The organism is Sneathiella sedimenti, from assembly GCF_017313765.1.
GTDB classification, from domain to species: domain Bacteria; phylum Pseudomonadota; class Alphaproteobacteria; order Sneathiellales; family Sneathiellaceae; genus Sneathiella; species Sneathiella sedimenti.
In genome coordinates, this window is the sequence record NZ_JAFLNC010000002.1 from 622,109 (window position 1) to 647,759 (window position 25,651).

The following is a 25,651-nucleotide window of genomic DNA, read 5'->3' on the forward strand; positions in this document are numbered from 1 at the left end:
TGGAAGTCCCGGGACGACCCGGGAACGCGGCTCAGGCCTCGCGCTGGAGACGCTTGCGGGCGAGCTTGCGGGCGCGTCGAATGGCTTCCGCTTTCTGGCGGGCGCGCTTTTCGGACGGCTTTTCATAGGCGCCCCGGAGCTTCAGCTCACGGAAGATGCCTTCGCGTTGCATTTTCTTTTTCAGCGCGCGGAGCGCCTGGTCTACATTGTTGTCACGGACAGAGACTTGCACAGTTAATCGTGCTCCTATCTAAATACTTTGGTTTTTCCGGTTACGGAGTGGCGCGGGTGTAGCACGCTTCATTTCCCCTGTGAAGGGGAAAAACCGCATTTTTAAGGTGAATTCCTCAAAGAAAAGAGTAAATAACATAAAAGACACGAAAATGGAAGGGCTTATGGCAATTCGAGACATCCTGAAAATGGGCAACCCTGCCTTGCGCGTGCGGGCGGAGCCCCTCATTCCGCCCTTTGGCGACGAGGTTTACCAGCTCGTCCAGGACATGCGCGACAGCCTCGAGGCGGTCGGCGGGGTCGGCCTTGCCGCGCCGCAGATCGGGATCTCGAAATCCCTCGTCATTTTCGAGGTGCCGGCCGACCGCATCCAGCGGGAGGAGGGGGAGATTGTCGAGGGCGTCCCCTCCACCGTGCTGATCAACCCCAGGATCGAGCCGCTGTCCGACGACACGGAACTCGGTTGGGAGGGCTGCCTCTCGGTGCCGGGCCTGCGCGGTCTTGTCCCGCGCCACACCCATATCCGCTACAGCGGCCTCGGCCTCAACGGGCGCGAGATCAGCGTCGAGGCGCGCGGCTTCCATGCCCGCGTCGTGCAGCATGAATGCGATCATCTTTTCGGCATTCTCTACCCCGAACGGATGACAGACATGCGCTATCTGATGTATGAAAGTGAGGTGCAGGCCTTTATGGAGGACCTGCGCGCGAAATCCGAACCGGCGAGGGACGAGATATGAGCAAAAAGGCGGAGACCGAGCGGGAATGGCAGACACGCCTGTTGGAGGCGGTGCTGCCCCATGTGCTGTTCGACGGCTGGAGCCGCAAGGCCATGAAGGCCGCCGCCGCGGACCTGGGAGAGGATATCTCGACCCTTGACCTCGCCTTCCCGGAGGGGGCGACGGACATGATCCGCCTCTTTATCGAGAATGCCGACGACGCGATGGAGGCGGAGCTTGAAAAGCAGGGCGTGCTCTCCCTCAAAATCCGCGAGCGTATCACGCTGGCCATCCGGGTGCGGCTGGAACTCTATCAGGCCCATAAGGAGGCCGTGCGCCGCGCCGTCAATATCCTGGCCCTGCCGCAGAACGCGGCGCTTGCCCTGAAACTCACCGCCAATACGGTCAGCCGCATGTGGTGGGCGACCGGCGATGCCTCCACCGACTACAACTGGTACACCAAGCGGCTCACCCTGTCCGCCGTCTATGCCGCGACGCTGCTCTACTGGCTCGCCGACAAGTCCGAGGGGCACCAGAAAACATGGGAATTCCTCGACCGCCGCATCGAGAATGTCATGCAGATCGAAACCGCTAAATTCAAATGCCGCGAACGCCTGAAGGAAAAGCCCGACTTTTCGCATTTCCCGAGCGCGAAACGGTTTTGGCGGAACCTTACTGAAAGGTGAGGAGTGGATTTAGAACTATGTTCCGAATCCGGCATAGTCGATTAGGTGAGAAATGGCTTTTCTGTATCCCAAAATGATGGAATCGATATCACTTTTTTTACAGGTATAGACAATTTCATGCGCGCCTAAGTTCCCAAGGTCTTTGCATGTCTTAAGTTCTTTAATTGTGCCTTGGGTGAGCCCCAAGCTTTTGGTTGCGATTGCTTTATTGATAATGATATCTAACTCGTCGTAATGACCATTAGCTTTTTTTATTGTCTGTTCAGCGCCATTATTTCGAAACATATGTATTAGTAAAATCTCGAGCAACCGCCTCATCATGACTGCGCAAGCGTCATATGCTCCGCATTCATACGCCCAGTTCGCTTGATTGGCGATATGCTTTATATACTTTCGATTTACATCTTTATAGATGTCTTTTGGCAGAACCTCTCCTACGCATGAAACCACTTTAGATTCGGTATCTAGAGGATGAGTTAGCTCAAGGTTTGCTAAGTGCTTTCCATGAATCTCTAAAAGGCCCGATTTATTGGATTTTGACCATGGCTTACTTTTTATCTTGGTAAAAAGCCGTGATATATTTGGGGAGAGACCGACTTGATCAAACCATGTTTCAAGCTCAGACCGTCCAAACTCTTTTATATTGCTTATTTTCCGATAAAAATAAGCTAGGTGCTTGGCTTTTTCCGTTTCCTCCATCTCATAAAAGCCAATGATCGAAAGAAAATCACTAATTTGCATTTGCCTTTACCTTGCGTTGTTCAAGCGTTTGCAAAAGACTTTCACCTTTCAGGAGGATACTGAGGTCATTCGTATTGCTCGCGTCAATGTATCCATAACCCTTTTTTGCTTTGCTGGTATCCATAACACTTTCATAGAGGGCGCCCGGTAGTTTTAGGTTAGCATTTGAATAACAGGTAAAGATGAAACTTAGATCGATCTCGATATCAGGGTGCTGTTCTTCTAGATATTTAATTATAACGACATTTCTTTCGATGTTTGTACGTGGGCCATATTTTTCAATATATGAAAATAGTGAATTCTCACTTCCCTCTAGTCCCGTGTTTATCGGTTGTATTTTATAGGATTCTTTCTTTCCCGATGTCTTCGATTTGGATTTATCCTTTTTTTCAGCTTTCGGTTTAACCTCCTCAACATCCTCAACGGCATCATTCTTGCCGCCAATTTGTGCAAATTGCAGATTATTATGAGGAGGTTTATTCTGTATGGAAAGGACGCTGATTTGTGCTTTGAAATCGTCGTATATTGAACGTACGAAGTCGGGGTCGCCCTCCACTTCAAGAATGCCTTCAGTTAAATTGATATGTAATTTTGAGCTCATTTTACATCTCCAAGCTTATTGATTAAATCTATTTTTCTCTATCATTTCATTCACCGCCGTAATGCCGGCATGTGTGAGTTTATATTGCTTACGCGCTTGCTTGCTTTTCCCTGACTTTCTCACCTGAATAGCAAGGGCAGGTTTTTTGTCCTTAAGTTGAGTGAAAGCATCTGTAATATTGGCGACGGAATGTCCCAAATTTTGCAATTCTTTGTTAGTGCTATTACTCGGAAACGCTTCCAGCCCTTGGCATTCTTGTAACCAATAACCTGCAATTAATGCTTTTTCGCTGTTGGTGTTCGGTAGCGCAGCATTAAAAAGATCAGCAAAAGTTTCGTAATCTTTATCCTCACGGCTATTTACATCTAGTAACGCCGGTAGGTTCGTCGGTTTTTCTGGCAATGAGCTAGGGGTGCTAACGTCATATCGATTAATAGCCCACAAAAGAACTCGGATGCGCTGGTTTTCGTCTAATTTTCCCAAAGCCTCTAAAATTTTGTTCATAGCATCTAGTTCTGGATCGGTCATTTTTATCACCAATAATTGTCGAAATTTATCCATATATAAGATTTAAATTGTATTTGTCAACCATTAAATAAAGAAAAATTATTTTATGCTTATGTTATGCATTTTGCAAAACACGAGTTATTTTAATTTGGCATATTTAACATATTGAAAAATAAAGTAAAAAATATACTCCATATTGGAAGTGCTTGCAAAAATGCAAACACCAATTAAAAAATATAAAAATATGCAATCTATATGGTTGCTGGGTGGAGCTTCATGGTTGAACAGTAGAACTCTATTTCTCAAGAATAACTTTCACAAAAAAAGGGCCGGAGAACCGGCCCTTTTTGCTGTTGGCTGTGATGTGGGTTGGGGATCAGGCGCTGGCGTCCTCGACCACATATTTCTTCTCGTGGGCCAGCCCCATATAGAGGCTGACGCACATGGCGAGCAGCACCACCGTAAACGGCAGGCCGACCGTGATCGCCGCCGCCTGCAGCGCGGTGAGCGCATCCGCTCCGCCGCCGAACAGCAGCGCCGCCGCAACCACGCCCTCGATCACCGCCCAGAACACCCGTTGCACCACCGGCGCATCGACCTTGCCGCCCGCGGTGATCGCGTCGATCACGAGGCTGCCGCTGTCCGAGGAGGTGATGAAGAACACCAGCACCAGCACGATCCCGAGGCTTGACGTCAGGGTCGCCAGCGGCAGGTTCTCCAGCATCTGGAACATCGCCAGCTCGACCTTGTCGAGACCGCCCGCGAGCGCGCCGACATTGTTCATGATCTGGTCGAGCGCGGCCCCGCCGAAAACGCTCATCCACACCAGGGTGACGAGGGTCGGGACAATCAGCACGGCGATGATAAACTCGCGCACCGTCCGGCCCTTGGAGACGCGGGCGATAAACATGCCGACGAACGGGGACCAGGAAATCCACCAGGCCCAGTAGAACACCGTCCAACCCTGCATCCAGGCTTCATCCGGACGCCCGGCGAAGTTGCTGTAGGAGACGATATTGCCAAGGTAGCCGATCAGCGTGTCGCCCATGACCGCGAAGATCACCGCCGTCGGGCCGACAAGCAGCACGAACAATAGCAGGATACCCGCGAGCCCCATATTGATGTTGGAGAGGATCTTCACCCCGCCATCAAGGCCGCGGATCACCGAGATCAGCGCGATCGCCGTCACGCCGAAGATCACGGCGATCTGGGTGTTGATCCCGGCCTCGAACCCGAACAGATAGGCAAGACCGGCAGAGGCCTGCTGCGCGCCGAAACCGAGCGAGGTGGCCAGGCCGAACAGCGTCGCGAGCACCGCCACCGTATCGATCACATGGCCGATAAAGCCCCAGCTGCGATCGCCGATCAGCGGATAGAAGGCCGAGCGGATGGTCAGCGGCAGCCCCTTGTTATAGGAAAAGAACGCGAGCGACAGTCCGACAACCGCATAGATCGCCCACGGATGCAGGCCCCAGTGGAACATCGTCGCACTCATCGCCATGTCGGCCGCGGCTGGGGTCCGCGCCTCCACGCCGAGCGGCGTCTCATACCAGCCGGTGTAGTAGGCGGTCGGTTCGGCGACCGACCAGAACATCAGGCCGATGCCCATGCCCGCCGCGAACAGCATCGCGAACCACGACAGGTTGGAAAATTCAGGTTTCGCGTCCTCCCCGCCGAGGCGGATCTTGCCGACCGGCAGCACAATGAGCGCAAGGCAAAAGAGCACGAAAATATTGGCGGCGGCCATGAACAGCCAGTCGAAGGCGCCGATCGACCACCATTTCGCGCCGTCGAAAGCGCCCTTTGCGGCTTCCGGTGCAATCAGGACGCCGATCACGAACAGGATGACCAGTCCGGATGAGACCCAGAAAACCGGGTGATGAACATCCATTCCCCAACGCTGAAGGTTGCTTTGGCCGACTTCAAAGTCGGTTTCATACAAGTCTTCACTCATATTTTCCCCCATTTCTACCCGGGATTGACGCATGGTGCTTAAATTCGTTCCGGGTAATACAAGATACGTGCGTCAACTGGGGGGCAACCTATCAATTCCGACGGTTTCTGTCCAATCGCGGCCCAGCTTTTATAAACTTTTTAGCTGTATAAGAAGAAGGTAAATTCCCTCGACATCGCAGTTTTATGCGGGCTGAAGAGGTTGTATGGCGGGGCGGAAAGGTGCCGCAAAATATTTTCGAACTGTCATTTTTTCGATACAGGGAAAGTCGAAAAAGCCCTTCTAAGTAGTAGGTATATTGCCTTGACTCTAATGAATTGACTATGGTTGCCGGTATGTTAGCGATGCCTTGCCTGGAGCAATTTTATGAATAAAGCCGCGCGCCTTCTTGTCAGTCCGGCTGTGATAGCGCTGCTGGCCCTGACCGGTTGCCAATCTCAGAAGGTCGAGAAGATGGCCGATGAAATGCAGATCCGCAAGGAAACGACCTTTGCGGACCCAATGCCGCCGATGGAGGAGCCACCCATCTGGACCGATGGTTCATCGAATGTCTTTCAGAACATTTCGAGCAAGGTGAATTACGAAACCAAATATATTGCCCGTGATGGAAAGCTTGTAACCCAAAAAGAACATGACGGATGCATCGTTGTCCACGATTATGCGATGCCCTTTTCGCCAGCTGTGAAATGGAAAAATTGTCGCGATCCAGACGGGGTCAGTACTAATTACAAGCTTGATGATACTGAGGTCTGGCCATTGGAAACAGGGAAGCACTGGTCATATCGTCAGGCTGGCACGAATGTAGAAGGCCAGAGTTGGGCGTATATTCGCGACTGCGCGGTGGAGGGGCAAGTCCGGATCACAACGCTGCTCGGCACGTTTGATACTTTCCGGGTGGCCTGCAGTGATCAGTTGAAGACTCGCGTCTGGTTCTTATCTCCGGTCTTGCAAGCGCCCGTTCTGCATACTGTTTTTGAAAAGAAAACTCATAGAAAATATACATTTGAAACAGTGAGTTATCGGTTGAACTAATCAGAAAAGAGAGAAGGGAGGCCATCGCGACAGGAGATGGCCTGAATTTTTTCCAAGGTCAAAAGGATGGGTGTTAACCGCGGTAGTTCACCCGGCTGTTGCCTTCACCGTCGGCGCCGATGACAAGGGTCCCGTTGCCGATGATCTTCACATCGTAGTAATGCTTCTTGCCGACATTGTTGAGCAGGCCCTTGTAGATCACCACCACATAAACCTCGGTTGCGTCAATGGTGTGGGGTTCGCCGCTCTCGATCTTGCCGTCCGTGACCTGGACGGTGGCCAGCTCCTGCGATTTGTCCTTCGAATAGATAACGATCTTTTTGACGTCCGTGGCCTTGGTGCCGGACAGGTCGAATGTAATTTGAGCCATGGTTCTACTCCTTCTGGGGGTTAAATGACCTTAAGACGGCAAAGCTCCCTCATCTGTGACCAAGAACGACGCCCCGGCCAAAAATAATTCGCTTTTCCCGCGCGGGCGTTTCTGGGTATTCTCGACAAAAAAAAGGAGGAGGCATGACCGACAAGCTCTATTTCGAGGATATCGCCAAGGGGGACAGGTTCGCCGGGGCGACCGTGACCGTGGAGCGGGAGGAAATGCTCGATTTCGGGCGGCGCTTCGATGACCAGCCGATGCATTTCGACGTGGAGGCGGCGAAGGCCATGGGGTTCCGCGATGTGGTTGCCTGCGGCGCCTATACCTTCGCGCTCAGTTCAAAGGCGACAACCCATATCTGGCAGCAGTGGCATTTCCTGCCTTCGGGCCTCGGCGTGCAGCTTGATTTTCTGGCGCCTCTCTTTGCGGGCGACGTGCTCACCACGGAGCTGGAGGTGCTGGGCACCCGGCCCAGTTCCAAGCCGGTGCGCGGCTGGCTGGAAACCATTCTCCGCTGCACCAATCAGAGCGGGGAGACGGCCTTCACCACCAGGGCGCATTTCCTGCTTCAGGGGCGCCCCGGCGGGAAGGGGGAATAAAAAAAGGCCGTCCAGCGGGAGTAGATCGCCGGACGGCCAAGGTCAGGGCCATGGAAGGGGAGACCTTCATCGATGGCCCGCGGGAAATCTAGAAGGACCGGGACAGTGCGACGGAGAAGACGCCGCAGGCATCATCACACTGGCTTTTGCTCAGGTCCGTATCGGTCCAGCCGGCACTGAGGCCGAAACCGGCAATCTCGGTGGAAAGGCTGATGCCATAATCGGTATAATCGTCGGTGCCCCACGCGGCGTTATCGTCGATCGCCTGATAGCCGACTGTGCCGCTCAAGGTGAAATACTTGCCAAGCGGGATGTCGATGCCGCCATGGGTGTAATAGGCGTCGCCGCTGTCACCGAAATACTCGGGTGAATAATTGAGGCCCGCACTCACGGCCATGAATCCGAAGTCATAGCCGATGGAGGGGGCAATCTCGAAAAAGTCGTAGTTCAGGCTGCTGTCCGCGCCGGGATAGGTGTAGTAAATCGCCGAGAGATCCCAGCTGAAATTGTCGATGCTGCCGCCGACGCCGGCATAGTAGTCAATCTCGATCGTGGCGTCTGAGAATTTCACGTTCGACGCCCAGATGCCGGCGCTCACCGCCGCCGGACCGAAGTCGTATGTATAATCAAAACCGCCCTGAACAGCGGGATTATTGCCTGTTTGCGAGATGCCGCGGAAGATATAGTCGGACGTCAGCGAAATGTTGGCGGAAAACTCACCGGGAATGGCGCTTTCCTCGACCAGGGGCTCCGCTTTTGCCAGGGAAACCATGCCAAAAGCAATCATCGGGACAATCAGGAATTTTGACTTCTTCATATTTGTAATCCTTACACGCAGGTTGATGCTTGTTGCATTGCAACCACCGTGCCAAAAATTAAAAAATGTGTTAAAACAATAGGTTAGTAAATATCCCTCATAAAATGTGTTGCAATGCCGCATAATTTTTCAGCAGAAAATGATGCAATGCACCATTTGTGGCCAGAAATTAAGCAGCAAGCATCTGGCGGTTGCCGGTCTTTTCGCCTAAATTGGCGTCACCATTGAGAAGGAGCGTAGAGTGCAAGGGGATATCGAGCGCAAGCTGGCCGAGGCAACGGCGTTGCAGCGGCGCGGGAACAAGAACGCGGCAGCGGCAATTTACCGCCAGATTCTGAAGACACACCGCACCATCGCGCCGGCCCATTACAATCTCGCGCTCTTGCTGAAGGACCAGGGGAAATGGCTGGCGGCGGAAAAATCCTTCAAGGCCGCGATTGCCGCCGATCCGGCCTATGCCCTTGGCTGGCGCGGGTATGCCCGGTTCCTTGCCGAGCGGCAAAGGCCGAAGGATGCCGTCCGAGCCGGGCTGAAGCTGGCCGCCCTCGACGAATTCTCGCCCGCGTCCCTGCAGCAGCTGGCCGATCTTCTGGAACTGGTGCCGGTCGGCGATCTTGGCCCCGCCGGGGATGAGGCGATGCTCCGCTGCCTCAATTCCGACGAGGTGGAGAGCGATCGTTTTATCGTCACCTTGCTCGCGCGCATTCATCGCCAGAAGGGTATCGTCAGGATGCTGGACGGAACGGGCGGGCTCGCCGGGCTGGAAGGGGCGCTTAACGAGCCGGTGATCGCGGCGGCCTTCTCGCGGCTGATCCTGCCGTCCCCGGACCTGACCACCTTGATCGAGAAGGCGCGCGCGCAGTTGCTGCAGGAGGAATGGGAGATGGCGCAGGAGTTGATGGCGCTGCTCGCGCTGCAGCTTGCGCTCACCGAATATGTGCTTGAAAGTCCGCCGGGAACGCCCCCGGCGCCGGACGCGCTGGAGCCGGCGCTGCGCGCCGCGCTCTATGCCCCGCTGTCGCCGGAGGTGGCGACGGAATTGCTGGAGAAAGAGGCGGAGCAGCTCGCCACTCGGCCGTGGTGCCGCCTCTTGCTGACCCGGATGGGCCCGCAGGCCGCGCGGGAGCGGGAACTTGCGGCAACCCTGCCAGTTCTTTCCGCGAGCGGCGATAAGGTGTCGGGCGCGGTGCAGGCGCAGTATGAGGAAAGTCCCTATCCACGCTGGCGGGAGCTTCGAAGCGGCGGGGAAACAACCCTTCCGGCCCTCCTGAAACGGCTGTTCCCGGACATGACGCCGCCGTTTCCCGCCGAGAACCCGAAAGTGCTGGTTGCCGGCTGCGGCACCGGGCGGCATGCACTGCGCACGGCCAAGCGGATCATCGGGGCAGAGGTGACGGCGATCGATCTCTCCCGCGCCTCGCTGGCCTATGGCGCGCGGCAGGCGGAGGCCCATGACATCAGCAACGTCACCTTCGCCCAGGCGGATATTGTCGATCTGCCGGACAGCCTCGGGCGGTTTGACCTGATCGAGGCGAGCGGCGTGCTCCATCATATGGCCGACCCCGAAGCCGCGTGGAAGGGCCTGCTGTCCTTCCTTGCCCCGAACGGCGTGATGAAGGTCGCGCTCTATAGCGAGCAGGCGCGGCAGGATGTGATCGCCGTGCGCGAGATGGTAGGGGAGCGGATCGAGACGCTCACCCTCGATGAAATCCGTACGCTCAGGCAGGAACTGCTGGCCCTGCCGGAGGATCACCCGGCGGCGTCGGTCACACGGGAACTGGATTTCTACAGTCTCAGCGGCTGCCGCGATTTTCTCTTTCACCGGCATGAGCAGCGCTTCGACATTCCGCGCATCAAGGCGGCGATCGAGGATCTGGGGCTCGCGTTTCTCGGCTTCGAGTTTGCCGACCCGCAGGTCATGACCGCCTACCGCGCGCGCCATCCGAAGGACCCGTCGGGGCGCCTCCTCGACAACTGGGCGGAAATCGAGGCGGAAAATCCCACGCTGTTTCGCGGGATGTACCAGTTCTGGTGCCGAATAAAAAAGTAAATCCTCGCTATTGCCGGGGGCTTATGACACTATTAATTTAGTTTTTTGGTATATTCCAAATCTAACAGGCGCCAGGCAATGACACTGCAACGTCGACTTGCTACGATCATGGTCGCCGATGTCGTCGGATACAGCCGCATGATGGAACAGGCGGAAGAAGAGACAGCGGCGCGTCTTGATGTATGTCAGAAGCTGATCACCGAGTCGGTCTCGGCCGGTGGTGGCCGAATTTTCAACCGCGCCGGCGATGCCGCCCTGGCGGAATTTCCAAGCCCGATCAACGCCGTGAAGACAGCCGTCGGTATTCGCGAGGGCCTCGCCGGATCAGCGCCGGAAATCGCCAACAGCATGAAGATGCGCTTCGGCCTGCATCTTGCCGATGTTATGGTGTCCGGCTCGGACCTGCTCGGCGATGGCGTCAATCTCGCCGCCCGTATCCAACAGGAAGCCGACCCCGACAGCATTCACCTGTCGCAAACCCTGTTCGACCAGATCAAGCGCAATTCACCCTTTTCCTTTGATGATCTGGGGGAACGGCATTTCAAGAATATATCCGACCCGATCCGCGTCTACCGCTTGAAGGGACATCTGGGCGCCCATGTGTTCCTGTCGGCCCCGAGCCAACGCACCGCCGCGCTCAAGACCATCCACCCGAATTCCCTTGCAGTGCTGCCCTTTGTCTCGGCGGGCGGGGACGAGGACCAGCGCTATCTCGCGGAAGGGCTGACCGAGGAGATCATTCTGGAGCTGGCCCGCTTCAAGAAACTGCATGTCGCCTCGCGCAGCGCCAGTTTCGTCTATTGGGAGTCGAAGGCCAACCCCTCGGAGGTCGCCCATGACCTCGGCGTCAGCTATGTGCTGGAAGGGCAGGTGCGTCGGCTGGGGGACAAGGTCCGGCTGTCCCTGGAACTCACCAACGGCCAGACGGGAATTGCCGTCTGGACCGACCGGATTACGCGGCAGTTCGCTGACCTGTTCGAGCTGCTCGATACCATGACAAAGCAGATCGCCGCCACCATCCTCGGCCGGGTGGAGGCTGACGCGATTGAAACGGCCCGGCGCAAGCCGCCGGAGAATATGAAGGGGTATGATTTCATGCTGCGGGGGCTGGATATGCACCGCATTGGTGGCATTACCTATGAAGCCTCGCGGGAGGCGGTCCGGTGGTTTGACAAGGCGATCGAGGAAGACCCGACCTACGGGCCGGCCTATGCCTGGCGGATCTGTGCCTCCTCCTGGCTGCCGGAATTCGATCTCGCCAAGGAGAAACATTATATCGAGAAGGCGCTGGAACTGGATGCCAACAATCCCGAGGCGCAGCGGATCATGGGAACGGTCCATATGATGGAGGGAAATTTCGAGGCCGCGAAATATCATCATGAGCGGGCCATGGCGCTGAGCCCGTCGGATGCCTATCTCCTTGCCCGGTCGGCGGCCTTTTATTCCTTCAACGGGGAACCGGATAAGGCGCTGAAACTGCTGGAAAAGGCCGAGGACCTGGACGGTCTGCTGCCGGTCTGGTGCGTCGAGGAGCGGGGGATCGCCTATTTTCGCGCCGGCCAGTTCGAGCAGGCGGTGCAGGCGCTGACGGAACTCCCTTCGCAGACCTCGCGCAGCCGCTTGTATCATTGTGCGGCGCTGATCGCGCTCGGTCGGCAGGCGGACGCCAAGGTCGTGATGCAGAAGGCGCTGGCGGTGAACAAGGATCTGACGGCCGCTGAATTCTTTTCCAAGGAAACATGGCGGGACATGGCGTTTCGCCGCAAGCTGCGCCATGACCTGATCGCGGCGGGCCTGCCGAAGTAGGATCGGAACCGCGTCGAACTGCGGCAGTTTCCATGCTGCGCTGCAATATATTTCTTTGCATTCCGGCGCTTCTGCCCTATGGTGCGGCCAAATATTCAGAAATTTCGAACTTGGAAGTTTATCACGTGATCAAGCCAACGCTTGCCGCCGCTGCCGGCCTGTTTTCTGTCGGTGGGGGCGGCACCGCAGACCCGATTAAACTCACGCCCTCGCGGATCAAGACAGAGCTCCTGTCGGGCCTGACCGTGGCCCTGGCCCTGGTGCCGGAGGCCGTGGCCTTCGCCTTTGTCGCGGGCGTGCATCCGCTGGTCGGGCTCTATGCGGCCTTTATCGTCGGGCTGGTGACCGCGCTGATCGGCGGCCGTCCGGGAATGATCTCCGGCGCGACCGGGGCGCTCGCCGTGGTGATGGTCTCGCTGGTCGCGCTGCATGGGGTGGAATATCTGTTCGCCACCGTCGTGCTGATGGGCATCTTGCAGATCCTTGCCGGCGTATTCCGGCTAGGCAAGTTTATCCGGCTGGTGCCGCATCCGGTGATGCTCGGCTTTGTCAACGGCCTCGCCATCGTGATTTTCATGGCGCAGCTGACCCAGTTCAAGGTAGTCGATACCTACGGCGAGATTGTCTGGATGACGGGCACACCGCTGGTGACCATGCTCGGCCTTGTTGCGGCGACCATGGCGATCATCTGGCTGATGCCGAAGATTACAAAAGCCATTCCCGCGCCGCTGGCCGGAATTGCCATCATTGCCGGGGTCGTGATTGCCTTTGGCATCGACGTGCCGCGTGTCGGCGACCTCGCCTCGATCAAGGGCGGCCTGCCGGACTTTCACATTCCCATGGTCCCGATCAATCTGGAGACCCTGAAGATCATCTTTCCCTTCGCCCTGATCCTCGCCGCCATTGGCCTGATCGAGAGCCTTCTCACGCTCAATCTCGTCGGCGAGATCACCGAGCAGAGCGGCGGCGCGTCGCAGGAATGCGTGGCCCAGGGCCTCGCCAACACCATCACCGGCTTTTTCGGCGGAATGGGCGGCTGCGCCATGATCGGCCAGTCGATGATCAATATGAAATCGGGCGGGCGGACGCGGATATCCGGCATTTCCGCCGCGCTGTTCCTGCTCGCCTTTATCCTCGTTGCCTCCTCCATGATCGAGCAGATCCCGCTCGCCGCGCTGGTCGGGGTGATGTTCATGGTGGTGATCGGCACCTTTGCCTGGCAGAGCCTGCGGATCATGCGGATTATCCCGCTGTCCGATACGCTGGTCATCATCCTGGTGACGGCGGTGACGGTGCTGAGCGACCTGGCCGTGGCGGTTGTTGTCGGTGTCATTGTCTCCGCGCTTGTCTATGCCTGGAACAATGCGCGGCGCATTCATGCGAATACGGAAATCCTCGCCGACGGCTCGAAGGTCTACAAGATCGAGGGGCCGCTGTTTTTCGGCTCCACCGACGGTTTCGCGGAAATCTTCGACGTGAAGGGGGATCCTGACCTGGTCATTGTCGACTTCATGAACAGCCGCGTCGTCGACCAGTCGGCGCTGCAGGCGGTCGAGGTGCTGGCGTCGAAATATGAGGCGCTCGGCAAGCAGGTGCAACTGCGCCATCTGTCGCGGGACTGCCACCGGCTTCTGAACCGGGCCGGTCAGCTGATGGTCGATTCCGATGACGACCCGACCTATGGCGTCGCCGTCGACTATTCGGTCAAGACCGGGATTTTGAGCGGCGGCCACTAGGCGGCGCAATATCAATCTTGCCTTTGGCGGGAGAGGTCCTATTGTTGGCACATCCAACTTGCCAACAATCGGGACATAACAATGCTGAATGAAAAAATCATCCTGATCACCGACGCCCTGCATTTTCTGGGGAAGACCGGATCGCGGGTCATGATCGCCGAGGGCGCGACCGTCTACGCCCATGACAACGCCTTTACCGACGCGGCCGCGCGGGAGAAGTTCGCCGCCGAGATTCCCGGCGTCAAACCCCTTGCCGAGCAGGACCCGACGGCAATTGTCGATCAGGTCATCGCGGCGGAGGGGCGCATCGACGTGATGATCAACAATGATGCCTTCCCGGCGCTGAAAGCGTCCATCGATGAGGCGGATATCGGCGATCTGCGCAACACGCTGGAGGCGCTGGTGGTGCGCGGCTTTCATTTCGCGAAGGAAGTCTCAAAGCATATGAAGAAAGCGGGGCAGGGCAAGATCCTGTTTATTTCCTCCGCCGCGCCGAGAAACGGCATTCCTAACTATTCCATGTATGTGGCGGCGCGGGGCGGGACCAATGCCCTTGCCCAGACCCTTGCCAAGGAACTCGGCCGTTATAATATCCAGGTGAACGCGCTGGCGCCGAATTTCGTCGAGAGCCCGGACTATTTCCCGAAGGAATTGCTGGAGAACGAGGCCGCGTTCAAGAAGATCACCTCGCAAATCCCGCTTGGTCGCCTTGGCAAACAGGAAGAGGCGGGCGATTACCTTCTCTTCCTTGTCTCGGACAAGTCGAACTACATCACCGGACAGGTGCTCTATTTCGCGGGCGGCTGGGCGGCCTAGGCGTCAGGCCTTCGGTTTCTGGTTGAGCGGATAGAGGCGGGTGACATGGCCCATCTTGCGCCCGTCGCGCGCCTCTGCCTTGCCATAGAGATGCAGGCTGTTTTCCGGATCCTCGAGCAGGGTGCCCCAGCGTTGCACATCATCGCCGATGAGGTTCGTCATCACCGCGTTTGAATGACGGGTGGGATCGCCGAGGGGCAGGCCGCAGACCGCGCGGATGATCTGGCGGAACTGGCTCGTTGCGCAACCCTCGATCGTCCAGTGACCGGAGTTGTGGGGACGCGGTGCCAGCTCGTTGACGAGAATCTGGTTGTCCTTCGTCACGAACATCTCGACGGCGATCATCCCGACAAGGTCCAGTTTCATGGCGATTTTCTCGGCGATCTCGACCGCCTTCTCGGCGAGCCAGTCCGGCACATCGGCGGGCGCCAGCGTGACGTCGAGGATATGGTTCTTGTGGCGGTTCTCCACCGGGCAGAAGGCGGCAATCTCCCCGGCCGGGTTGCGGGCAACAATCACGGAGATTTCCATCTTGAAATTGACCAGGCCCTCCAGGATCGAGGGGGTGTTGTTCATGTCGGCCCAGACCTTGTCCAGATCGTTGGCACCGGTGATTTTTACCTGTCCCTTGCCATCATAGCCGAGCCGCCGGGTTTTCAGGATCGCCGGGGTCTTGACCTGTCGGACTGCCTGGATCAGTTCCTCCATGGATTCCACATTGGAGAAAATCGCCGTGCCGATGCCGAGACTATTGATAAAGCTTTTCTCGAGCAGCCGGTCCTGGGTGATTTCCAGCACTTTTGCGCCCGGCCGCACGGGCACGATCCCGCTGAGGAAGTCAACCGTCTCCGTCGGGATATTCTCAAACTCCAGCGTGACGACATCGACGCTTTTTGCAAAGGCGGAGAGGGCGTCCCGGTCGCTGTAGCTGGCGACGGTGGAGCGATGGCTCACCTGGGCGGCAGGGCTGTCCTTCTCGGGGCCGTAGATATGCACAAAATAGCCCATCTCCGCGGCGGCGATGGCCATCATGCGGCCGAGTTGGCCGTCGCCCAGAATTCCAATATGTCCACCGGGTGATATCGTTGTCATGTTGTCGGGTGCCTTTATTTGGGGTCGAGGGCGACGGCGTCGGTCTGCCGCATGCGCCATTCATTGATGGCTGTTGCGTAAGTGCCGTTCTGGAGCGCGAGGATCTGTCCGGCGAGAAGTGCGGCGTTGATCGCGCCGGCCTTGCCAATGGCGAGAGTACCGACAGGAACACCGCCCGGCATCTGCACGATGGACAGGAGGCTGTCCATGCCCTTGAGGGCCTTGCTCTCGACCGGCACACCGAGAACGGGAAGGGTCGTCATCGCGGCCGTCATGCCCGGAAGATGCGCCGCGCCACCGGCGCCCGCAATAATCACCTTCAGTCCGCGCGCGGCGGCATGGGTCGCATATTCATAGAGGCGGTCCGGCGTCCGGTGCGCAGAGACGATCTTTGTCTCGAACGGAATTCCCAGTGTTTCCAGCGTATCAGCGGCGTTCTTCATAGTGTCCCAGTCGGACTGGCTGCCCATGATGATCCCGACTTCTGCATCCCGGTTGGTCATTAATGATGTTCCCTGTTTTGACCCTGGCGGTTTGAAGCCCGCGATTATAGGCATGCCGGCAAAAGACGCAAGCGAAGCTTACAGGCGTCTCATGCCGTAGTTGTAATTGCTGGCAAAGCGGCGGAATAGATTGAGTTTTCGGTAAATTGTTTTACAATTGCGGCCTTACAAATCACCGTTGGGCCAGCGCACAGGGGACAGGTCATGAAAATCGGATCAAGCGGACAAGGTCGTCCCGTGTCGGCGAGTTCAAGCAGGAAATCCGAAAAAGCGGCCACGACCAGCCGTTATTCCGCTCCCCGGCAGATCGAAGACAGCGCCACTGTCCTTGGTATCCCCGAAGCCGAACTGACCCCCCGGGTCCGCGACGCCATTTCCACCCTGATGACGGAAGTCGACAACCTGCGCCAGAGCATCAAGGACCTGTCGCGGCGCCTGAGCGAGTCGGAGAAGATTGCCGATCAGGACCCGCTCCTGCCGATCTATAACCGGCGCGCCTTTGTCCGCGAGCTCACCCGCGTACAGGCCTCGGTCGAGCGGTACCAGACCGAGGCGAGCCTTGTGTATCTCGATCTCAACCGATTCAAGACCATCAATGACGATCTCGGTCACGAGGCCGGGGATTATGTGCTGTCGCAGGTGGCGTTGCGCCTGAAGGAGTGCGTGCGCGATACCGATATCGTTGGGCGGCTCGGCGGCGATGAATTCGGCCTGATCCTGTCCCGCACCCGGGCGGAGGATGCGCGCAACCTGATCGACCGCCTGCCGGCCCTGTTCGCGGAAAAGCCGATTATCTGGAAAGGCGCGGCACTCAAGACCTCGATGTCCTCCGGCGTTGTCTCCATCAATCCCGGACGGGACCCGGAGCAGACGCTCAGTGCCGCCGATAATGAGATGTATAAGGAAAAGCATCAGGCGGACCAGCCCGACGCCTGAGGGCGTTTGGCGGTCAGGCGATAATGTCGGGCAGCAGCATATTCTGAGTCGCGTAAATCTGGTCCTTCAGGATCAGCTTCCGCTTTTTCAACCGTTGCAGTTGCAGCGAGTTGTAGTTTCCGGTTTCGATGAGGGCGTCAATCGCCCGGTCCAGGTCGCCATGTTCGGTTTTCAATTGTTCCAGCCGTGCGCGCAGTAGTTCCTGCTCGTCAATTTCCGCCATGATATAAAGGCACCCCGACAACTATTTTCCAATGAAGCGACAGCTATGCTACCCTAACGCGGGTAAGGGCGTAGCGTAGCACAAATATTAGCACTTTTTCCCGTGAAAGCCTAGGGTTAGGCGCTGGATCGGGGCATTTTTCTTGAAAAGGGGGAGCCTGTTCAGGATGGCGATTTATTCCTCGGCCGTGTTTCCGCCCAGCCAGCTCTGGGACTATGCGGTCAAGCTTTACAATAACCCCGAGGTATCGGCGGCCTGTCTCCGGCTGCAGGACCGGCGTGGGCTGGATGTCAACATGCTGCTATTTTCCGTCTGGGTGGCCGCGAGCGGTCGCGGACGCCTCACGGACGCCGAGATGATCGCCGGGATCGAGGCGGGCGCGCGCTGGCAGGCCGACGTGGTGGCGCCGCTCCGTCATGTGCGCCGCTATCTTAAAGGGGACATCGCCCCCGCCGACAACCGTCTTGCGGCGGAGTTGGGGCGCGGCATTTCGGACAGTGAACTCTTCGCCGAGCATATGGAGCTGCAGTTCCTGAACGAAATCCTGACACGGCCTGCGACGGGTTCTTTCGGTGCAGCGGAGCGGGGGGAGGCGGCAGCCGACAATCTTGCCGCCTATCTCGGCCATGTCACCCGCGACATTTCCCGCGATGACCTGTCTGACCTGCTCCAGATCTGGCAGCAGGCCTTCCCCGGCGCGGACCCCCGCCTGACCGGCCTGTTCGGCCCCTCCTTGCAATAAACAAGAAAAAGAGTCATGACCCAGCCTGCATTATTCACCCGATACGTCTTTTCCCTGCTCGTTCTCGTCTGCGTTTTTGTCGCCAGCCCTCCGGCTGGGGCGGCCAGCAAGGAAGACGTGCTGCGCGATGCCTTGATCACGAACGGACAGGCCTGCCTCGCGAAGGGCGATGAAGATTGCGCCAAGGCCTGTCGGGTTGCCTCGGACAACTTGGCGGATACGGCCCTGGTGAACAATTGCCACTGGCTCTATCGGAAGGCCTCTGCGGGCGGGCCACTCGAGAGAGGGGACCCGGTTCTCGAGCAGATGCAATATCAGGGCAAATCCTGTATCAATCGCAGGGATAGAGCCTGTGCGGAGGCCTGCACCGAGGCAATAAAGGATTCGGCCAATACGCAATTGGTCGCGCATTGTAACGCCGAGTATCAGCGTGTTCTCGCCGCCAACCCGCCACCCAAGGCCAAGCCGGAGGAAAGCATGACTCTGGCCGAGCGTATTGCCCTGATGCCGGACAAGGCGGCCTATTGTAAAGCGAAATACAGCAACAAGCTCCCCGCGGGCACGCGGCGAGCGGTCGACAACTGCAAGAGAGCTTGCCTAGACCAGCGGGTCAGGGACAAGAATTATCCGGAAAACAAGCGGACAGTGGCGGTCGGCCAATGCGAGAATGCCTATTACAACGTCGTAAAGGCGCTCGGGGAATAAGAGAGGGCGTTACGCGCCGCCCTTCAACCCCCGCCTGACAGGCCTGTTCGGGGGTTGACGGGGGCCAAAATTCATCGGGTCATGCTATTGTGGAGACAGCGGGCAAAGTTCAACGTAAACTTGACCTGACTGAACTGCTTTGGGTGGATCCTGAATGCAAACACAACGTACCGTCCGACGTCTTGCGGCGATTCTTGCGGCCGATGTCGTCGGTTATTCCCGGCTTATGGAAAAAGATGAGGCAGGCACGCTCACGCGTCTGCAGGCGGTGAAACGGGACATCCTCGAGCCGGCAGCGGCAAGCCATGGCGGGCGTATCTTCAAGACAATTGGGGACGGATTTCTCATCGAGTTTCAAAGCGTTGTCTCGGCCGTAGAGTTTGCGCTCTTCCTCCAGCGGGCGATGTTGGCGCGTGATCCGGGAGTGTCCGACGACAATCGCCTTTCCCTGCGGATCGGCATAAGTCTCGGTGATGTTCTTGTCGACGGCGATGATCTCTTCGGCAACGGAGTGAATATCGCGGCTCGGCTGGAACAGCTGGCCGACGCGTCGGGCATTTGTGTGTCGGGAAGTGTGTTCGAGCAGGCCAACCGCATTGTCGATGCCGAGTTTGAGCCGCTTGGCCGCCAGCAGGTCAAGAATATGCAGGAACCGGTCGTCGCCTATCGCATCAGTCTTTCCGGGGCATCGGCAGGCAAGTTGCGGCAGACTCCAAAAGCAGCGACGCCGGCGCGGCCAACCATTGCGGTCATGCCGTTCGATAACCTGAGCGGTGATCCGGCGCAGGAGTATTTCGCCGATGGCATGGCGGAGGAAATCATCACCGGGCTTTCGCAAATCAAGTGGCTGACGGTGATTGGACGCAATTCCACCTTCTTCTTCAAGGGCAAGTCGCCGGACCTTCGACAGGTCGCGGCTGAACTGAATGCCCGGTACCTCCTGAACGGGAGTGTGCGCAAGTCGGCTGATTCCCTTCGCATTTCCGCCCAGTTGATCGAGGCGGAGTCCGGACGGCAGCTCTGGGCACGGCGGTTTGACGGATCCGCCGCCAGTGTTTTCGATCTGCAGGACGAGATTACCCTTTCCGTCATCGGCGCCATCGAGCCGAACGTCCGTCTCGCGGAGATTGAGCGGGTGAAACGGAAGCGCCCCGGCGACTACGATGCCTACGATCTCTATCTCCAGGCGATCGCCCATATGTATGAGGTGACCCCGGCGGCGCGCGTTGCCGCGCTCGACCTGATCCAGCAAGCGCTGGCACTGGATCCCGGCTATGCCGAGGCCCATGGTGTCGCCGCCTGGTGCTATTTCGCCCGCTCGCTCTGGGAGGGATCACTGCCCAGATCCTATATTGACGCCGCATTGCATCATGCGCGCTCGGTTCAGGCGCTGCGGTCTGAAGACGCTAGCACGCTTGCCCATGCGGCTATTTCCCTAGCGATGGCGACCCGCGATTTCGACTCCGCGCTGGAAATGATTGCGCGGGCGCTCGCCATCAACCCCAGCTCTGTTCATGCCCATGGCCATGGTGCGGTGATTAATGTCTGGGCGGGCCACTATGAGGATGCGATAACCTTGGCGTCGCAGGCGCTCCGGCTCTCGCCGCTTGAGCCGCTCAGCGTGATGGCCCATGCGGCAATCGCAGGCGCGCGGCTTATGCGGGGCGAGTATGAACTGGCGCTGGCCACCGCCCGGCGCGGCATCCAGATCTACCCGACGCATGTTCCGTCGCACCTGATCATGATCCTCAGCCTGATGCGTCTTGGAAAATTGGAGGAGGCGCGGGCAGCGGCGGTGCGCTTTATGGAGGTGACGCCCTCCTACCGGATAAATCTGCGGGTTCCGATATTCGAGCATTTCGGCAAGGAGCTGGCCGACGCCGGCTTGCCGGAACCGGGACCGGCGACGTAAAAGCTAGTCGCCCTTCAACCCCCGCCATTCGCGCACCAGGTCATTCTCGATCCCCAGCAGGCGGAGCAGATGGCCGGTGAACTGGTCGACAATCTCGTCGGTGGTCTGCGGCCTAGTATAGAAGGCCGGCACAGGTGGGGCAATGATCGCCCCCATTTCCGAGAGCTGCGTAAGGGTGCGTAGATGCCCCGTGTGGAAAGGCGTTTCCCGGACTGCCAGTATGAGCTTACGGCGTTCTTTTAAACAAACATCTGCGGCGCGGGTCAGCAGGCTGCTGGTGACGCCGGTTGCAATTTCCGACATCGTGCGGATGGAGCAGGGCACCACCACCATGCCCATGGTCGGATAGGAACCTGACGCGATCGTCGCACCAATGTCCGCCGATTTATGGACCTGGGAGGCGAGGGCCTTGACGTCGGAGACGCTGTAATCTGTTTCCTGCGCGATGGTGATTTCCCCGGCCTTGCTGATGACCAGATGGGTCTCGACCCCAAGCTTCTGGCAGGCCTGAAGCAGGCGAATGCCAAGGCTCGCGCCGGACGCCCCGCTTATCCCGATTACAAGTCGTTGATTTTCCGCCATCTTATAATTTTCTTCCAAAAATTATGCCCTTGAGACATTGAATCATAGTCATTTTGTTCATAAATCTGTAATATAAAGTTGTCTACCGCTGGCTTGCCAGCATCCTGTCGTTTTTAACAAAGGAGATCCACTATGAGCACTGCAGATCATGTTGCACAGCTGACCGAAAAACACCATCAAATCGAAGAAAAAATCGAAAATGAGATGGCCAGCCCGTCCGCAGATCATGTGCATATCAGTGAACTCAAGCGTGAAAAACTCAGGCTCAAGGAAAAGATATCGATGTTGTCCCGAGCGGGGAAAGTGACCCATTAACCGGCAGGTTGCCACCGTTTCCTGACACATTCCAATAAGACGGGACAAGCGCTGAAATTCGTTTCGGCGCTTATTTTTTCTCTCGGTTCGAGGCGCGGCGCGGCGGCAATCCGGCCTGGCCGACGGAACGAGAGACGGCCCGGCGATCGCGACGATATTCGGCCCATAACGGGCGCTTGAGAGGGCGTCTTTTATGGTTAACAAAGGTGGAATAGCGAATTGGTGATTCGTCAAGCCTTATTTTTTTAAAAAGTTTTCCACAAGCTGTTGACGAGATCGGCGGCTTTATACAATATATAGTGGCCGCGCGCGAAATCGGCGGCATTTTAAGTTCAATTAACGACCATAAAAACCGCTTATTGTTGTAATGACCGGAATAAAACACAGCCTATCCGGAAATTGTTGCGAATATAAGGCATGTTGAACGATATTTTATTACAATTTTGGGCGTATTCCGCCGCGTAACAAGACGAAGACAGAAGGGGTAAGGCGAATGCTGGATACGGTCGACATGCTGACAGATATCGTTCAAGTCAAGGGGGGCGCACGCGTCCAGATCGATCATAGCCGGGACAAATATCTGACGGAGTTCGGCAAGGCGGTCCTGAAAGACCGCTATCTTCTGCCGGGGGAAAGTTTCCAGGACCTGTTCGGCCGGGTGGCGAGCGCCTATGGCGAAGGTGATTCTCATGCCCAGCGCATCTATGAATATATCAGCAAGCTGTGGTTCATGCCGTCAACACCGGTTCTGTCCAATGGCGGCTCGACCCGTGGCCTGCCCATTTCCTGCTTCCTCAATGAATCGAATGACAGCCTGCGCGGAATCGTTGATCTCTGGACGGAGAATGTCTGGCTCGCCGCAAAAGGCGGCGGCATCGGCAGCTATTGGGGCAATCTGCGGTCCATAGGCGAGGGCGTCGGCGCGGTCGGCAAGACCTCCGGCGTGGTGCCGTTCATCCGGGTGATGGACAGCCTGACCCTCGCCATCAGCCAGGGATCGCTGCGGCGCGGTTCCGCGGCCGTATATTTGCCGATCTCCCATCCGGAGATCGAGGAATTCATCGAGATTCGTCGCCCGACCGGCGGTGATCCCAATCGCAAGACCCCGAACCTGCATCACGGCATTCTCGTTTCCGATGCCTTCATGCGCGCGGTCGAGAAGGATGACGAGTGGGCGCTGACCAGCCCGCATGACCAGGCCGTTGTCCGCACGGTAAGTGCGCGCAGCCTGTGGATCCGGATTATGACGGCGCGGGTCGAGACGGGCGAGCCCTATATTATCTTCAACGACCGGGTGAACGCCCAGATGCCGGAGCATCACAAGCTCGCCGGTCTGGAAGTAAAGACCTCCAACCTCTGCGCGGAGATCACGCTCCCGACCGGGATCGATCACCTTGGCAAGGAACGCACGGCGGTCTGCTGCCTGTCCTCGCTCAACCTTGAGAAATATGACGAGTGGGAAGGGCAGGACGGCTTTATCGAGGATGTCATGCTGTTCCTTGATAACGTATTGCAGGACTTCATCGACCGTGCGCCGGACGAAATGGCGCGGGCGAAATACGCCGCCGCGCGCGAACGCAGCGTCGGTCTCGGCGTGATGGGTTTCCATTCCTTCCTGCAGGCCAAGCGCGTGCCGCTGGAATCGGTCATGGCGAAAGTCTGGAACACCAAGATCTTCACCCATATCCAGAAGGGCGTCGATGCGGCCTCTAAATCCCTCGCGGACTTGCGGGGCGCCTGCCCGGATGCCGCGGATTACGGCTTTAACGAGCGGTTCTCCAACAAGACGGCAATCGCGCCGACGGCCTCCATCTCCATCATCTGCGGCGGCGCGAGCCCGGGGATCGAGCCGGCGGCTGCCAACAGCTACACCCACAAGACCCTGTCGGGCAGCTTCAACGTGCGTAACCCGCATCTGAAGGCATTGCTCAAAGAGAAGGGACAGGATAACGAGGATGTCTGGAGCTCCATCACCGTGAAGGAAGGCTCCGTCCAGCATCTCGATTTCCTCGACGATCACGAGAAGGACGTGTTCAAGACCGCGTTCGAGCTGGACCAGCGCTGGATTATCGAGCTGGCCGCCGACCGGACACCGATGATCGACCAGTCGCAGTCCGTCAATATCTTCCTGCCCGCCGACGTGCATAAGCGCGACCTGCACCAGATTCACTTCATGGCCTGGAAGCAGGGGGTCAAGAGCCTCTATTACTGCCGCTCCAAATCCATGCAGCGGGCCGAGGTTGTCGCGACGAAGGAGGAGTTGCCGAAGGAACTGCGCGAGCTGGCCGCGAGCCTTGCTCCCGCCGTCGCCCAGGCAGTGGAAGCCGCCGGCGAGACCACCGACTACGAAGAATGCCTCGCCTGCCAGTAGGGCGGGGCACCCTCAACCGATTACGTGAAGAATTGAAGCCGACATGTCCCTTCTTGATGCCAAGCCCGTCTACAAGCCCTTTTCCTATCCCTGGTGCTATGATGCCTGGCTGAAACAGCAGCAGATTCACTGGCTGCCGGAAGAGGTGCCGCTTGCCGATGACGTGAAGGACTGGCACAACACCCTGTCCGAGTCGGAACGGCATCTGCTGACGCAGATTTTCCGCTTCTTCACCCAGTCGGACATTGAGGTCAACAACTGCTACATGCGCCATTACAGCCGCGTGTTCAAGCCAACCGAGGTGCAGATGATGCTCGCCGCCTTCTCCAATATGGAGACGGTGCATATCGCCGCCTATTCGCATCTGCTCGACACCATCGGCATGCCCGAGACAGAGTATTCCGCCTTCCTCCACTATAAGGAGATGAAGGACAAATACGACTATATGCAGCAGTTCAATGTGGAGAACAAATCGGAGATCGCGAAAACCCTCGCCGTCTTTGGCGCCTTTACCGAGGGGCTACAGCTGTTCGCCAGCTTCGCCATCCTGCTCAACTTCCCGCGCACCGGCAAGATGAAGGGCATGGGGCAGATCGTCACCTGGTCCGTCCGCGACGAGAGCCTGCATTGCAACTCCATCATCAAGCTTTTCAAGACGTTCGTGTCGGAAAACCCGGAAATCTGGACCAAGGAATTCTGTCAGGAGCTTTATGCGACCTGCCGCGAGATCGTCATCCATGAGGATGCCTTTATCGACCTCGCCTTCAGCGCCGGGGATATCGAGGGGCTGACGGCCGACGAGATCAAGGGCTATATCCGCTATATCGCCGACCGCCGCCTGACCCAGCTCGGCCTCGATGAAATCTACCATATCGAGAAAAACCCGCTGCCCTGGCTCGACGCCATCCTCAATGCGGTGGAGCATACCAACTTCTTCGAGAACCGCGCCACGGAGTATTCGAAAGCCGCCACAAAGGGGACGTGGGACGAGGCGTTTGCTTGAGGGGTTAGTTCCTTTCTTAGTCACAAATCACGAAATATCAGCAATGTGATCTAAATTTGCGATCTACCGAACATAGTGTAGAATAATCATATTCTATTTATTGTGGTTAAATCACTATGATGTTGGATTTCCTGATATGGGTTGGCTAAAAGCGATTGTCTTTTTAGTGCTAGGTATTTTAATCGGCGCTCTTTCAATGACCTTCGATTTTGAATTTGTTGGCAGTCATATGCCGGGCACCACGAATGTTGAGTTTGGTTTTGCTGAACTCGCGTCCGTAGGACTTACTGCTGCTACAGTCGTTCTCGGTTGTGTTGCACTAATTGTAGGTATTGCTGCAGTTTTCGGTTATCAGTCCATCAGATCTGCTTCGGTTAATAGCGCAGAGAAAATCGCAGGCGAAAAACTCGATGGATCACTTGATGAAAAGGTAGATTTAGCTATTCTCGAGCGCCTTGGTCCTCGTATTCAAGAATTAATAGATAATGCTGGTAAAGGCGGAAAGTTGGACGAAGCATTTGCAAAAGCCCTTTATGGAACGACGATCGAAGAAGAACTGGACGAAGGATTCGACCCCAATGATAAAGAAATAAGGTAATAGT

General features: G+C 57.1%; 27 protein-coding genes. 16 read left to right on the top strand and 11 right to left on the bottom strand.

Going from position 1 to position 25,651, the window contains the following annotated elements:
- Positions 1-31: 31 nt before the first annotated feature.
- Positions 32-250, bottom strand: a complete 219-nt coding sequence (gene rpsU, locus J0X12_RS08105; RefSeq protein ID WP_353890896.1) for a 30S ribosomal protein S21 — start codon at positions 248-250, stop codon at positions 32-34.
- A 145-nt stretch (positions 251-395) separates the two neighbouring features.
- Here rpsU and def point away from each other — a divergent pair, with 145 nt between their 5' ends.
- Both def and J0X12_RS08115 read left to right on the top strand, forming a co-directional pair.
- A complete protein-coding gene (gene def, locus J0X12_RS08110; RefSeq protein WP_207044751.1) occupies positions 396-968 on the top strand; it encodes a peptide deformylase in 573 nt (190 codons plus the stop codon).
- Positions 965-1,633 (top strand): COQ9 family protein, encoded by a 669-nt coding sequence (locus tag J0X12_RS08115; protein WP_207044046.1) that lies wholly within the window; start codon positions 965-967, stop codon positions 1,631-1,633. Before def ends, J0X12_RS08115 begins: the two co-directional genes overlap by 4 nt.
- 15 nt (positions 1,634-1,648) lie before the next feature.
- Here J0X12_RS08115 and J0X12_RS08120 read toward each other — a convergent pair whose 3' ends face one another.
- The 4 genes from J0X12_RS08120 to J0X12_RS08135 all read right to left on the bottom strand — a co-directional run bounded on the left by J0X12_RS08120 (position 1,649) and on the right by J0X12_RS08135 (position 5,448).
- The gene (locus J0X12_RS08120) at positions 1,649-2,374 is read right to left on the bottom strand and encodes a DUF4145 domain-containing protein (protein WP_207044047.1); all 726 of its coding nucleotides are present in this window, start codon (positions 2,372-2,374) and stop codon (positions 1,649-1,651) included.
- Positions 2,364-2,975, bottom strand: a complete 612-nt coding sequence (locus tag J0X12_RS08125) for a hypothetical protein (RefSeq protein WP_207044049.1) — start codon at positions 2,973-2,975, stop codon at positions 2,364-2,366. Before J0X12_RS08125 ends, J0X12_RS08120 begins: the two co-directional genes overlap by 11 nt.
- 15 nt (positions 2,976-2,990) lie before the next feature.
- Positions 2,991-3,503, bottom strand: a complete 513-nt coding sequence (locus J0X12_RS08130; protein WP_207044051.1) for a hypothetical protein — start codon at positions 3,501-3,503, stop codon at positions 2,991-2,993.
- A gap of 355 nt (positions 3,504-3,858) precedes the next feature.
- A complete protein-coding gene (locus tag J0X12_RS08135; RefSeq protein WP_420497062.1) occupies positions 3,859-5,448 on the bottom strand; it encodes a BCCT family transporter in 1,590 nt (529 codons plus the stop codon).
- 354 nt (positions 5,449-5,802) lie between these two features.
- On the opposite strand from J0X12_RS08135, the gene J0X12_RS08140 reads away from it, so the two are divergent.
- Positions 5,803-6,468: a hypothetical protein gene (locus tag J0X12_RS08140; protein ID WP_207044056.1), complete on the top strand. Its 666-nt coding sequence runs from the start codon at positions 5,803-5,805 to the stop codon at positions 6,466-6,468.
- A gap of 73 nt (positions 6,469-6,541) precedes the next feature.
- Here the strand turns inward: J0X12_RS08140 and J0X12_RS08145 are convergent, their stop codons facing one another.
- Positions 6,542-6,838 carry a hypothetical protein gene (locus J0X12_RS08145; RefSeq protein WP_207044059.1) on the bottom strand — a complete coding sequence of 99 codons (297 nt, stop codon included), beginning with the start codon at positions 6,836-6,838 and terminating at the stop codon, positions 6,542-6,544.
- Between the two features lie 143 nt (positions 6,839-6,981).
- Between J0X12_RS08145 and J0X12_RS08150 the strand changes: the two genes are divergently transcribed.
- A complete protein-coding gene (locus J0X12_RS08150; RefSeq protein WP_207044062.1) occupies positions 6,982-7,440 on the top strand; it encodes a MaoC family dehydratase in 459 nt (152 codons plus the stop codon).
- Positions 7,441-7,528: 88 nt separating this feature from the next.
- On the opposite strand, the gene J0X12_RS08155 is transcribed toward J0X12_RS08150, so the two are convergent.
- Positions 7,529-8,257, bottom strand: a complete 729-nt coding sequence (locus J0X12_RS08155; protein ID WP_207044065.1) for a TorF family putative porin — start codon at positions 8,255-8,257, stop codon at positions 7,529-7,531.
- Between the two features lie 241 nt (positions 8,258-8,498).
- On the opposite strand from J0X12_RS08155, the gene J0X12_RS17585 reads away from it, so the two are divergent.
- The 4 genes from J0X12_RS17585 to J0X12_RS08175 all read left to right on the top strand — a co-directional run bounded on the left by J0X12_RS17585 (position 8,499) and on the right by J0X12_RS08175 (position 14,665).
- Positions 8,499-10,307 carry a methyltransferase domain-containing protein gene (locus J0X12_RS17585; RefSeq protein WP_207044068.1) on the top strand — a complete coding sequence of 603 codons (1,809 nt, stop codon included), beginning with the start codon at positions 8,499-8,501 and terminating at the stop codon, positions 10,305-10,307.
- Positions 10,308-10,385: 78 nt separating this feature from the next.
- A complete protein-coding gene (locus J0X12_RS08165) occupies positions 10,386-12,113 on the top strand; it encodes an adenylate/guanylate cyclase domain-containing protein (protein ID WP_207044071.1) in 1,728 nt (575 codons plus the stop codon).
- Between the two features lie 125 nt (positions 12,114-12,238).
- Positions 12,239-13,849 (top strand): SulP family inorganic anion transporter, encoded by a 1,611-nt coding sequence (locus tag J0X12_RS08170; protein ID WP_420497063.1) that lies wholly within the window; start codon positions 12,239-12,241, stop codon positions 13,847-13,849.
- Positions 13,850-13,930: 81 nt separating this feature from the next.
- On the top strand, positions 13,931-14,665 hold the full coding sequence (locus tag J0X12_RS08175; RefSeq protein WP_207044077.1) for an SDR family oxidoreductase: 735 nt from the start codon (positions 13,931-13,933) through the stop codon (positions 14,663-14,665).
- Between the two features lie 3 nt (positions 14,666-14,668).
- Here the strand turns inward: J0X12_RS08175 and J0X12_RS08180 are convergent, their stop codons facing one another.
- Together J0X12_RS08180 and purE are read right to left on the bottom strand one after the other, a co-directional pair.
- Positions 14,669-15,757, bottom strand: coding sequence for a 5-(carboxyamino)imidazole ribonucleotide synthase (locus tag J0X12_RS08180; RefSeq protein ID WP_207044080.1), 1,089 nt, complete (start codon positions 15,755-15,757; stop codon positions 14,669-14,671).
- A 14-nt stretch (positions 15,758-15,771) separates the two neighbouring features.
- The gene (gene purE / locus J0X12_RS08185) at positions 15,772-16,260 is read right to left on the bottom strand and encodes a 5-(carboxyamino)imidazole ribonucleotide mutase (protein ID WP_207044083.1); all 489 of its coding nucleotides are present in this window, start codon (positions 16,258-16,260) and stop codon (positions 15,772-15,774) included.
- A gap of 204 nt (positions 16,261-16,464) precedes the next feature.
- Here purE and J0X12_RS08190 point away from each other — a divergent pair, with 204 nt between their 5' ends.
- Positions 16,465-17,196: a GGDEF domain-containing protein gene (locus J0X12_RS08190; protein WP_207044085.1), complete on the top strand. Its 732-nt coding sequence runs from the start codon at positions 16,465-16,467 to the stop codon at positions 17,194-17,196.
- Between the two features lie 13 nt (positions 17,197-17,209).
- Here J0X12_RS08190 and J0X12_RS08195 read toward each other — a convergent pair whose 3' ends face one another.
- On the bottom strand, positions 17,210-17,419 hold the full coding sequence (locus J0X12_RS08195; protein WP_207044087.1) for a YdcH family protein: 210 nt from the start codon (positions 17,417-17,419) through the stop codon (positions 17,210-17,212).
- A 166-nt stretch (positions 17,420-17,585) separates the two neighbouring features.
- On the opposite strand from J0X12_RS08195, the gene J0X12_RS08200 reads away from it, so the two are divergent.
- The 3 genes from J0X12_RS08200 (at position 17,586) to J0X12_RS08210 (ending at position 20,778) form a co-directional block, all read left to right on the top strand.
- Positions 17,586-18,161 (top strand): TIGR02444 family protein, encoded by a 576-nt coding sequence (locus tag J0X12_RS08200; protein WP_207044089.1) that lies wholly within the window; start codon positions 17,586-17,588, stop codon positions 18,159-18,161.
- 15 nt (positions 18,162-18,176) lie between these two features.
- Positions 18,177-18,866, top strand: coding sequence for a hypothetical protein (locus J0X12_RS08205; RefSeq protein ID WP_207044091.1), 690 nt, complete (start codon positions 18,177-18,179; stop codon positions 18,864-18,866).
- A 154-nt stretch (positions 18,867-19,020) separates the two neighbouring features.
- Positions 19,021-20,778: an adenylate/guanylate cyclase domain-containing protein gene (locus tag J0X12_RS08210; RefSeq protein WP_207044093.1), complete on the top strand. Its 1,758-nt coding sequence runs from the start codon at positions 19,021-19,023 to the stop codon at positions 20,776-20,778.
- Positions 20,779-20,781: 3 nt separating this feature from the next.
- Here J0X12_RS08210 and J0X12_RS08215 read toward each other — a convergent pair whose 3' ends face one another.
- Positions 20,782-21,360 (bottom strand): UbiX family flavin prenyltransferase, encoded by a 579-nt coding sequence (locus tag J0X12_RS08215; RefSeq protein WP_207044095.1) that lies wholly within the window; start codon positions 21,358-21,360, stop codon positions 20,782-20,784.
- 132 nt (positions 21,361-21,492) lie between these two features.
- Between J0X12_RS08215 and J0X12_RS08220 the strand changes: the two genes are divergently transcribed.
- From J0X12_RS08220 to J0X12_RS08235, 4 genes are all read left to right on the top strand, one after another.
- On the top strand, positions 21,493-21,675 hold the full coding sequence (locus J0X12_RS08220) for a YdcH family protein (RefSeq protein ID WP_207044097.1): 183 nt from the start codon (positions 21,493-21,495) through the stop codon (positions 21,673-21,675).
- 493 nt (positions 21,676-22,168) lie between these two features.
- Entirely contained in the window at positions 22,169-24,046 is a 1,878-nt protein-coding gene (locus J0X12_RS08225; protein ID WP_207044099.1) for a ribonucleoside-diphosphate reductase subunit alpha, read from the top strand.
- A gap of 43 nt (positions 24,047-24,089) precedes the next feature.
- Entirely contained in the window at positions 24,090-25,049 is a 960-nt protein-coding gene (locus J0X12_RS08230) for a ribonucleotide-diphosphate reductase subunit beta (protein WP_207044101.1), read from the top strand.
- A gap of 136 nt (positions 25,050-25,185) precedes the next feature.
- Complete coding sequence (locus J0X12_RS08235; protein WP_207044104.1) at positions 25,186-25,647, top strand: hypothetical protein; 462 nt, start codon at positions 25,186-25,188, stop codon at positions 25,645-25,647.
- The last annotated feature ends 4 nt before the right edge of the window (positions 25,648-25,651 follow it).